Source organism: Rhizobium sp. SRDI943 (genome assembly GCF_057653695.1).
Map to the genome: position 1 here is coordinate 3379681 of NZ_CM172787.1, position 11082 is coordinate 3390762.

7 protein-coding genes are annotated in these 11082 nt (G+C 62.8%); 1 reads left to right on the forward strand and 6 read right to left on the reverse strand.

The genetic code is table 11. The features are described from left to right. Positions 1 to 80: 80 nt before the first annotated feature. Both AC245Y_RS17345 and AC245Y_RS17350 read right to left on the reverse strand, forming a co-directional pair. A complete protein-coding gene (locus tag AC245Y_RS17345; RefSeq protein ID WP_017994981.1) occupies positions 81 to 2609 on the reverse strand; it encodes a hypothetical protein in 2529 nt (842 codons plus the stop codon). A gap of 60 nt (positions 2610 to 2669) precedes the next feature. Then, positions 2670 to 3968, reverse strand: a complete 1299-nt coding sequence (locus tag AC245Y_RS17350; protein ID WP_017994982.1) for an adenylosuccinate synthase — start codon at positions 3966 to 3968, stop codon at positions 2670 to 2672. Positions 3969 to 4161: 193 nt separating this feature from the next. Here AC245Y_RS17350 and AC245Y_RS17355 point away from each other — a divergent pair, with 193 nt between their 5' ends. After that, positions 4162 to 5079 carry a DMT family transporter gene (locus AC245Y_RS17355; protein ID WP_026157456.1) on the forward strand — a complete coding sequence of 306 codons (918 nt, stop codon included), beginning with the start codon at positions 4162 to 4164 and terminating at the stop codon, positions 5077 to 5079. A gap of 23 nt (positions 5080 to 5102) precedes the next feature. Here AC245Y_RS17355 and AC245Y_RS17360 read toward each other — a convergent pair whose 3' ends face one another. The 4 genes from AC245Y_RS17360 to AC245Y_RS17375 all read right to left on the reverse strand — a co-directional run bounded on the left by AC245Y_RS17360 (position 5103) and on the right by AC245Y_RS17375 (position 10961). After that, complete coding sequence (locus tag AC245Y_RS17360; RefSeq protein ID WP_017994984.1) at positions 5103 to 5951, reverse strand: GNAT family N-acetyltransferase; 849 nt, start codon at positions 5949 to 5951, stop codon at positions 5103 to 5105. A gap of 368 nt (positions 5952 to 6319) precedes the next feature. Continuing rightward, on the reverse strand, positions 6320 to 8137 hold the full coding sequence (locus AC245Y_RS17365; protein ID WP_017994985.1) for a putative bifunctional diguanylate cyclase/phosphodiesterase: 1818 nt from the start codon (positions 8135 to 8137) through the stop codon (positions 6320 to 6322). 131 nt (positions 8138 to 8268) lie between these two features. Then, positions 8269 to 10053 (reverse strand): IlvD/Edd family dehydratase, encoded by a 1785-nt coding sequence (locus AC245Y_RS17370; RefSeq protein ID WP_017994986.1) that lies wholly within the window; start codon positions 10051 to 10053, stop codon positions 8269 to 8271. After that, positions 10050 to 10961 (reverse strand): NAD(P)-dependent oxidoreductase, encoded by a 912-nt coding sequence (locus AC245Y_RS17375; RefSeq protein ID WP_017994987.1) that lies wholly within the window; start codon positions 10959 to 10961, stop codon positions 10050 to 10052. Before AC245Y_RS17375 ends, AC245Y_RS17370 begins: the two co-directional genes overlap by 4 nt. Positions 10962 to 11082: the final 121 nt, after the last annotated feature.

Here is an 11082-nt window from a genome sequence, read left to right on the forward strand (position 1 = left end):
GCCTTTTCTTTTTCATTCATCTCTGTCCGCAGCCTCAGCACCCCATCAAGATCCGGGAGCGCTGGCATTGCGTAAACACCTCATTGGCTCGTCGACACATCTCCGAGCGCGGTCCATTCCTTGATCGCAGTATTGAAGGCGTCCGTTCCCGTACCGCCCTTTTCCATCGTCAGCAGCGCGCGGCGGCCGTTGCGGTAGGTGATCGGAATATCGATCCAGTTGCGGGTCGACATCAGGTCGAGATTGGCCTTGCGCGCATCAGGGTAGTCGTTGAGCGCGATCATATGGAAATCGTCGGTGATCTTGGCCGGAACCGCGATCAGCGCATCGCCGCGGTCCTGTTCCGTGCGCTTCATCGAGATGCGCTGGACACTGTCGATGCTGCCGCCTTCGAAATTCGGCGGCACCGAGAAGACGATCTCGACGAGATGGCTTGCCGGCAGCGACGGATCGGAATTGCGTTTGAAGGTGACGAGAGCCGAGAGATTGCGCTCAGGAACCGTGACATTGCCCTGCACCGTCGCCTCCTGCCGGCCGCCTTGGCCGGCCTCGTGCTGCACGCTCCAGACGACCGATCCCTCGATCGCCGTCGGCGAGCTCTGGCCGATGCGCTCCTCATAGAGGAACATCTTTTGCGACGAACCGACGGGCGCGGCCTGCGGCGGCGATGCCGCCGCACCGTTCGGCGTCGGCGTGGCGGCGGGTGCCGCATCACCCTGCGCGCTGGCAGGCGGCGTATCGGCTGCCGCGACATTCTGTTCGGCCACCGATTTTCCTTCCGCGGTCGGCGTTCCCGGCACGGTCGCCGGTCCGCTATCGACCTCAGTTCCATCAGTCAGCAGCCGCTGGGTGAATTTCGAATTGGCCGCAGCGCCGTCATTGTTCATTGACGCTACCTGCGGGTTCGGCTGTGCCGGCGTCGCTGGAGTATTCTGCGCTCCTGGTGCGGTCGGCTGGGCTGGCGTCACCGCGCCCGGCTGGGCAGGCGTCGACGAACCGTCCGGCGGCGTTGCCGCCTCGTTCCTGGTCGCCTGCGACGGTGCCGAGCTGACGAGCCCGTCGACCATCGCCACCAATGCCTCTCTGTTCGTCCAGCCTGCATAGGCGCCGCCACCGATCAGGATGAGTGCGAAGATGAGCGTGATCACGGTGCCGATGCCGAAGCGGCGGCGCTTCGGTTCCATACGGAAGCTCTTGCCCTGCAGCTTGGAGGCGACAATCTGATCGATATCCATCGACGGATTGGCGTCATCGTCGTCAGCGGCGACCGAGCCGCGGCGGTCGTAGCCGCGCAGCGCTTTCGCTTCTCGCCAGTCCTCGCTTGGCGCGCCGCTAGCGGGCGCCGGCTTGCCGTTGTGCACTTCCGCGAAAATATCGACATCGTCGAAATGAGAGGCAACCGGTGTCTTCTTACCGCTGTCGGCCTCGATCGGCGGCAGATCGTCGAAGGCGGCCGTCTCCCAGGAAAAACTTTCCTTGGCGGCCGGCATGATGGCGGCGGGTGCCACTTTTTCGAGGCTCGATATCACCTCCTCGAAGGCGCGCGCCGAGGCATCGGCGGTAATCGGCGCCGGCGCCGTCTCCGAATATTGCCGGAGTTCCTCTTCCGCCCATTCGGTCTCCGCATCCTTGGGCGCCGGAGCCGGCGTTTCGGCAACGGGCTCGGTCCAGACGGGGTCGAAATGCGCCGCAGCTTCGGCCTGCAACGGCTCCTCGCGGCTGTGCTCGACAAATTCCTGCGGACGATCGAAGTCGGCGACCGGCTCCACCAGCCGGTTGGATGCGTGGTCTATGCCGCGGGTAATCGGCTGCAATGGCTCGACGGGCTCGTAAGCCTCCTCGGCCTCCGGCTCCTCGCTTTCTACCGCCGCCGGTTCGGCCGCGATCTCGTCGGCTTCCAGGGGATGCTGCTCGTCGGCACGGTCTTCGTCGGCTTGCTCGTCGTGATGCTCGGAGGCTGGCGCTTCCCAGCCGTCATGTTCGGCCGGCACGGCTTCAGCAGCGACGTCGCGCGCCTCGCTGGCATGCCATTCCTCGGCTGGTGCTTCCTCCTCATGCGAGGGGTGCCAGTATGTTTCGGCCGGACCGGATGTCTCCGGCGAAACTGATGTCTCGGCGGAAACAGGGGTTTCCGCGGGAGCGGCTGTTTCAGGGGAAACGAGTGTTTCCTGGGAAAGAGGTTCCTCGGCAGCGACCTCTTCCTCAGCCTGCTGCGGTGCGGCGGCTTCCACGTGATCGGGCTCGTCGGCGGCCTCGGCCGCCTGCGGTTCCGCATAGGCTTCGTATGCCGGTTCCTCGACTGCCGTCTCCGGCGCCGGTTCGCTTTCGTCGTGAACCGCTTGCTCTTCGAAGGATTCCGACGCGGTGACGGCTGCAACCGGCTCGTCGAGCGGCATCGCCTCGGAGTGTTCGCCTTCCACTTCGCGGATGGCAGCCTCGAGCTTTTCGAGCTGGCGTTGCAGCATGGCTTCCGGCGGACGCGGCTTCATGTTCTCGAGCTGCCGCTGCACTGCGCCGCGGGCACGTTCGTAGACTTTCACCCGCATCTCGGGGGTATTTTCAGCCAGGCCGTCGACGGCCCGCCGAATGACTGCAATAAAATCCGCCATCAGTACTTTCTCAAGAAGTCCGGCACTCTACCGAACCATCCTCCACAGTGACCCGTGAGCTTAATCCTCAAACGGATCGGTCACAAGTATCGTGTCATCCCGCTCCGGGCTGGTGGACAGGAGCGCGACGGGTGCCCCGATCAGCTCTTCGACCTGGCGAACATATTTGATCGCCTGTGCCGGCAGATCCGCCCAACTGCGGGCGCCGACGGTCGATTCCTTCCATCCCTCCAAAGTGATGTAGATCGGTTCGACTCTAGCTTGCGCTCCCTGGCTTGCCGGAAGATGATCAATCTGTTCGCCATCGAGCATGTAGCCGACGCAGATCTTCAATTCCTCGAGACCGTCGAGCACGTCGAGCTTGGTGAGCGCGATGCCCGTGATGCCGTTGGTGGCGACCGACTGGCGTACGAGTGCAGCGTCGAACCAGCCGCAGCGGCGCTTACGCCCCGTCACAGTACCGAACTCATGCCCCTTCTCGCCCAGGAACTGGCCAATTTCGTCGGTGAGCTCAGTCGGGAACGGGCCTTCGCCGACGCGCGTCGTATAGGCCTTGGTGATGCCGAGGATATAACCGAGCGAGCCGGGTCCCATGCCCGAACCGGCTGAGGCCTGGCCGGCCACCGTGTTCGAGGAGGTCACGAAAGGATAAGTGCCGTGATCGATATCGAGCAGGCTGCCCTGCGCGCCTTCAAAGAGGATGCGAGCACCCTTGCGGCGCTCCTTGTCGAGGAAGAGCCAGACGGTGTCGCGGAAGGGCAGCACCCGATCGGCGATCGAGGTCAGTTCGTCCATGATCGCCTGGTGGCTGACTTCGGCAACGCCGAGGCCGCGGCGAAGCGCATTGTGATGCGTCAGAATACGGTCGACCTTGCCGGAAAGACTCTCGAGATCGGCAAGATCCATGACGCGGATGGCGCGGCGGCCGACCTTGTCTTCATAGGCCGGACCGATGCCGCGGCGCGTCGTGCCGATCTTGGTGCCGCTGTTCGACGCAGCATCCTCGCGCATCGCGTCGAGCTCGCGGTGCAGCGACAGGATGAGCGTCGCATTGTCGGCAATGCGCAGATTGTCAGGCGTGACCGTCACGCCCTGCGCCTCCAGCCGGCCGATCTCGGCGATCAGCGCATGCGGATCGACGACGACGCCGTTGCCGATCACCGCCATCTTGCCCGGGCGCACGACGCCGGACGGAAGCAGCGAGAGCTTATAGCTCGTGCCGTCGATGACAAGCGTATGGCCGGCATTGTGTCCGCCCTGATAGCGCACGACAATATCCGCACGCTCCGAAAGCCAGTCGACAATCTTGCCCTTGCCTTCGTCACCCCATTGCGAACCGACCACGACTACGTTCGTCATCCAACTCTTCCTGTTACCGGCGCGGAACCGCGCACCTGCTCAAACCCGCGCATCTATAAAGCTTTGTTTTTTGGAAAGCGACCCTGTTGTCACAGCAGATTGGGCTTTTTACGTGACAAATCAGCAGCCGGCAGGCTATTTCCCGTCACAAAACGCCGCGCTCGGCGATCGCGGAAAGACGGGAAGAACGCTCTTGCAAGCCACGGCCTATATTTGCCTCGTTATCGCCACCCTCTGCTGGGGCGGCAACTCCGTCGCCGGCAAGCTCGCGCTCGGGCATATCAGCCCGATGATGCTAACCTTCCTGCGCTGGTTCCTTGCCGTCGCGATGATCGCCGCAATTTCGCTACCGCAACTGCGGAAGGACTGGCCGGTGGTGAGGAAGAACCTGCCGCTGCTCCTCTTCTACGGCGTCATCGGCTACACCCTTTTCAACGCCATGCTTTACTCGGCCGTCCAACATACGACGGCGATCAACGTCGCCATTGAGCAGGCCGGCATCCCGATGCTGATCTTCCTGCTGAATTTCATGTTCTTCCGTACCGGCATCTCGCTGGCGCAATGTCTCGGCTTCGGCATGACGCTGATCGGCGTCGCCCTGACCGCCGCGCATGGCGACCTCGCAACGCTGCTGCAACTCAGCCTCAACCGCGGCGACGGGCTGATGCTGATCGCCATTGCCGCCTATTCCGTTTACACGATCTTCCTGCGCTGGAAGCCGCCGCTCGACTGGCGCACGCTGATGGCGGTCCCGGCGTTCGGCGCCATGCTGACCTCGCTGCCGCTGCTCCTCTGGGAGGCCGGCCGGGGTGCTGCGCAGTGGCCGGACCACACCGGCTGGGTCATCACTCTCTACACGGCGATCTTCCCATCGCTGGTGGCGCAGATCCTCTATATCAAGGGCGTCGTCGCAATCGGCGCCAACCGGGCCGGCCTCTTCATCAATCTCGTGCCGGTGTTCGGAACGCTGCTCTCCGTCGCCCTGATCGGCGAGCAGCTACAGTCTTTCCATGTAATCGCACTGGTGCTGACCTTGGGCGGCATTGCGATCGCCGAAAAGGGCCGTCCGAAAGCTTCGTCGCCGACCGTGCCCGCCTCACCCGTGGATTAAAGCCTTCCCGGTCGGGAAAGGCTTTAACCGAGTTCCAGCGTCGTCACGCCGAAGACGTGCTTTAGCGGGATGGCCGGCGCCGGCCCGCGATACATGCGCGTCGTCTCGAACACCGGTTGAAGGCCAATGCCTTCGGCAAGCGCGACCGCCTGGTGGTTCTCTGCGGGAATATCGATGAAGACTGCGGCCCCCTTCGCCTCGGGGATCAATTCGGCAAGCAACGCCGCGGCGCTGTCGGCATCATTGGCAAAGAGCGGGCCGATCTTGTAGCCCTCGTAGCAGCGGCGGATCGTGCCGTAACCGCGGATCTTGCCGCTCTTGCGCACCACCGCCGAACGGCGGCCCTTGCGGCCGGTGCACCAGGAGGAGAGGAAGGCATCCCGCGGCTGCGGAAAGATCGCCGAATCATAGCGCTGCAGGCCTTCAAGGCGTGAATCCAGCACCGACTGCGCGACAAGCGTCGAGACCGGCAAGGAGGTGGCGACGCCGCCGTAGCGAATGGTGGAATAGGCTGGTTCGAAGCCGGCCTTGCGGTAGTTGTCCTGCTGTGCGGCGACGCCGTCGAGACCGATCGTGCGGTCTCCCGCGCTGGCAATGCCCGTCTCCCAGATCGCCTTGCCATAACCCTTGCCGCGAAAATCGGGATGGACGATGTAGAGGCCCAGGAAGGCGAAACTCTCACCATATTTGACGACCGAGATCGAACCGACGGGGACTTCGCCGATGGAGCCAACGAAAAATCCTGACGGATCGGCCTCGAGGAATGCAAGCGAATCGTCGAGGCCAGGGTTCCAGCCTTCCTGACGCGCCCATTCGAGCACGAGTTCAAGTTCGCCGGGCCGCATCGAACGAACGGCAAATTCCGAATTCATGCGACTTTCCTAGATTAAATGTCCCGCAAGTCCATCCCGGCAACGGCAAAGCAATTGTCAGGCCCCAGCTCTCGATTGCACCTGCGAACGATGGAGAGCCGCGCTCATGGACTTGACGACGCGTATAATCATTTTTCGATGCAATACAGAAAGCTTCGTTTCCGCATTACCATGAAACAATGCCGTTGCAAGCTCAAGAAAATTACTTGCACGCCAATTATCTTCCTGCCGATGCGAATAAAAAGCCGCGCCGAAAAGAGACCGCCTGCGAATTTGAAAGACGAGAGAAGCGTTCGTCCAAAATCACCTCCGCGACGCGGCAAAAACCGGGAGCGATGACAGTCGCCAGCGGACGGGTCGCCGGCCGTTCAGTTGCCCATCACGGTCTTCTGCTTTTCGATTCGGCTCGTCATCGATGAGAACAGACGGTCTGTCTCCGCCGCCGGTGCGGGATAACCGAACGCGTAACCCTGCAGGCCGTCGCAGCCGAGCTGCGCCAGCACAACGGCATGCGCCTCGGTCTCGATGCCCTCGGCGATCACCTCGACATCGAGTGCCTTCGCGATTTCCACGATCGAACCCACCACGCGCCGCTGCTCGGCCGAGCTGACGACCTCGGTGACGAGTTGCCGGTCGATCTTCAGCCGTTTCGGCCGCAGCTTGACGAGACCGATCAGCGAGGCATGGCCCGATCCGAAGTCGTCGATCTCGATGTCGATGCCCATCTGTTTGATATCGCCGATATGATCGAGCAGTTTTTGGTCGCTGTCGTCGAGGAAAATCGTCTCGACCAGTTCGAAGACGATCACGCCGGGCGGGATATCGAGTTTCCTCAGCTTGTCGAGCAGTGCAGGATCGGCAAGCCGCGACGCCGAGATATTGACGGCGATGCGCGGAACCGCAAGGCCGCGCAACAGCCAGAACAGCCGGTCTTCGAGAACGCTTTTGAGGATCGCCGCGTCGATCTCCGCCGCAAGTCCGTGCTCATCGGCAATCTTCAGGAATACCCCCGGAGCGAGCACGCCCTTCTCCGGATGTTTCCAGCGCGCCAGCGCCTCGAAGCCGATGACCTCCCGCGTCCGGGCGTCGAGCTGCACCTGATAATAGGGAAGGATCTCACCGCGCTCCAGCCCAAGCTTCAGCGCTTCGGCGAGGCGACGTTTGGAGCGCAGATCCTCCTGCAATTGCCGCGTGAAGAATTCGACGCGGTTGCGCCCGAGCTTCTTGGCCTGGTAGAGCGCCAGGTCGGATTCGGCCAGCAGGTTGCGCGCACGCCGATCGCCGCTCCAGGAAACGCCGATCGAGGCGCCGGATTGCAGCATCTCCTGGCCGAAGCGGATCTTCTTCCGCAGCCGACGCTGGACGTCCTCGGTGATCAGCTTCAGCTCAGTGAGATCGGCGAAATTGACCAGTACGATGACGAATTCATCGCCGCCAACGCGGGCAACCACGCCATTTGCAGGAATGGCGGCGGTGATTCTAAGTGCTGCGGCCCTGAGAACGGCGTCGCCAGCGGCATGACCGTGGCTGTCGTTAATCTGCTTGAACTGGTCGAGGTCAAGATGCAGCACGGCAAGCGTCGTGATGCTTTTGTCGGCTGGCAACTCCGCCAGCCGCTTGTCGAGAAGGCGCCGGTTCGGCAGGCCGGTGAGATAGTCATGATCGGCGACATGCTCGATGCGGGCATTGCTTTCCTCGAGCGCCAGCGCCCTCGCCTCGGCCACCACCTTTTGCCGCGCCAGTTCCGCGTTGAGCAGTATGTCGGCCGTCACATCCCATTCGGCGCCGATGAAGGAAGGCAGACCCTCCGCATCGACATAGAAATGCGCGCGCGAACGCAAATGGCGGATTTCACCGCTCGGCAGCACGATCCGAAATTGCGAATTATAGGCGCCGCGCGTCGTTATCGCCTGCTCGAAGTCGCGTTCGGCCCGCTCGCGATCATCGGGATGGATGGCATCCGACCAAAGCGATGCCGGCACCAGCCGGCACGTCTCGCCGGTCTCGTAGAGACGATGCATCTGTGCATCCCACAAGATCCCGTCCTGCTCGATGCTGTGCTCCCAGACACCGATCTGGGATGCATCGAGAGCGAGTTCGAGCCGACGCAGAAGATCCTGGAACTCCCGTTCGGATCGTGTGGCTTTGATCTCTGGCAACGCGGTCCCAGCCTTAGAAGCTTGCATAACGGCAATATGGTCTCAAGCCGGCATTAATGAAGCCTTGTGCTGATGACCGAACTAATGACTAGGTGAACTGTTCGTTACGACTTTCCCCTTTTGGATCAAAGGACTTGCAGTCTGCGGCACCTTTAAGATCAGTGGTTGTGCCGCGGCGGGTTTTTTGCGATCTGGCGGAATTCCGCCGCTCCCTCCAGCACCGCGCCGTCCGACAATTGCGTCACCGAGCGGCGGTAGATCTGCTGCCACGGCGTCGCATCCGCCGGCACTGGCGGGATGCCGTCGCCCTTGCGCCGTTCGATCTCGGCGTCCTCGACCAGCATGTCGCAGCGCCCGTGGTTGAAGTCGATGCGGATGATATCGCCGGTACGAAGCCAGGCGAGGCCGCCTCCCGCTGCACTCTCCGGCGAGGCGTTGAGGATCGAGGGACTGTCCGCCGTGCCCGACTGGCGGCCGTCGCCGATCGTCGGCAGGCTGCTGATGCCGCGCTTCAGGAGATGATCCGGCGGCTGCATGTTGACGACCTCAGCCGAACCCGGCCAGCCGATCGGCCCGGCGCCGCGGATGGCGAGGATGGTATTTTCGTCGATACCGAGTTCGGGATCGTTGATGCGCTTGTGATAGTCCTCGGAACCGTCGAAAACCACCGCCCTGCCCTCGAAGACGCCTTCGTGCCCGGGTTCCTCAAGGTAGCGCCGGCGGAAATCCTCCGAGACCACGCTCATCTTCATGATCGCGAAATCGAAGAGATTGCCTTTGAGAACGAGGAAGCCCGCCCGCTCCTTCAGCGGCTCAGCGAACGGCTTGATAACCTCGCGGTCGCGCGCTTCCTTGCCCTCTAGGTTCTCGGCGATCGTCCTGCCCGTCACCGTGCGACAGTTGCCGGCGAGCTTTCCGGCCTGCAGCAACTCCCACATGATCGCCGGCGTACCGCCGGCACGATGAAAGCGCTCTCCGAGATAGGCGCCCGCCGGCTGGACATTGGCCAGCAGCGGGATATCGAAACCATGTACCTGCCAATCGTCGGGATAGAGTTCGACGCCGGCGTGCTTCGCCATCGCGGCCAGATGCGGCTGCGCGTTGGTCGAGCCGCCGATCGCCGAATTGGTGCGGATCGCATTCAGGAAAGCCTCGCGCGTCAGGATATCCGACGGCTTCAGATCCTCGAACACGATCTCGACGGCGCGCCGCCCGGTGCGGTAGGCCATCTGGCCGCGTTCGCGGTAAGCGGCCGGAATGGCGCCACAGCCGGTCAGCGAAAGGCCGAGCGCCTCGGCCAGCGCATTCATCGTCGAAGCGGTGCCCATCGTATTGCAGTGGCCGACGGAAGGCGCAGAATCGAGCGCCGCCTGCAGAAATTCCTCCCGATCGATCTCGCCTGCCGCATATTTCCGCCGCATCCGCCAGATCACCGTCCCGGAGCCCGCCAGTTCCCCCTCATGCCAGCCGTCAAGCATCGGCCCGCCGGAGAGCACGATCGCCGGGATATCGACCGTCGAAGCCGCCATGATCGCCGAAGGCGTGGTCTTGTCGCAGCCAGTGGTCAACACGACACCGTCGAGCGGATAGCCGTAGAGGATTTCGACGAGGCCGAGATAGGCGAGATTGCGGTCGAGTGCGGCCGTCGGGCGCTTGCAATTCTCGAAGATCGGATGTGTCGGAAACTCGATCGGAATGCCGCCGGCATCGCGAATGCCGTCGCGCACCCGTTTGGCAAGCTCGACATGCACCCTGTTGCAGGGCGTAAGATCACTACCGCTCTGGGCAATCCCGATGATCGGCTTGCCGGAGCGCAGTTCTTCCGGCGTAATGCCGTAATTCATGAAGCGCTCGAGATAGAGCGCTGCCATGTCGATATGATCGGGATTGTCGAACCAGTCCTGCGAACGCAGGCGCCGCTTCGGCGAATGGCTGTCCGTCACTGTTTTTCTCCCGGCCGGGCATTCTTCTCTTCGAGATGGAGGAGCAGGCCACTGTGATCCTTTTCGCCATTGCCGTTGGCGACGAATTCGGTGAATTCGGCATGCACCGCCGCCGTCAGCGGCAGCGTCAGCGACAGGGTCTTGGCCGTTTCCATGGCGGCGTTCAGATCCTTCAACTGGTTGCTGGACGAACCGCCTGGGGTAAATTGCCGCTCGACCATGCGCTTGCCGTGCAACTCAAGGATACGACTCTCGGCAAAGCCGCCGCGAATGGCGTCGCGGAAGGCCGCCTGCGAGCCGCCGCCCGCTTCGATCAGCATCATCGCTTCGGCGACGGCGCCGATCGTCACCGCGACGATCTGCTGGTTGGCAAGCTTGGCGAGCTGGCCTGCCCCGCTCGGACCGACGCGGGTCACCCGCCCCATCGGCGCAAAGATATCCGCAAGCCCGTCGATCACGTCCTTGTCACCGCCCGCCATGATCGCAAGCGTACCCGCTTCCGCCCCGACGACGCCGCCTGATACCGGCGCATCGACGTGATCGACGCCGCGTTCGGCAAGCCTTGCAGAATGGTCGCGGGCGAAATGCGGGGCAATCGAACTCATGTCGATGACCGTTGTGCCAGAGGTCATCGCATCGACCGCTCCGCGGTCGAACAACACGTCCTTCACCGCCTCGGCGTTGGTCAGCATGGTGATGACGACGTCGGCGCCGGAAACGGCATCATCAGGTGTTTTCGCGCAGACCGCGCCGTCTTCCGCAAGCGCCTCGGCCTTGCTGAGATCCCGATTCCAGACGGTGACGGCAAAGCCCGCGCCCAGCAGCCGGCGAGCCATCGGCGCGCCCATCAGGCCGGTGCCGAGAAAGGCAATCCGCCTGCCGTCATGACCTTCTCTCGAACTCGTCATTCAGTCCTCCCAACTGTTGTCCGTCTTTGATAGTCCCCTCGCCCATCGTTGCAAACCGTTTTGACGGACGTAACGCATATTTGTCACATGCCCTCGAGGGCGTCGTCCGAAGGCCGCGCGC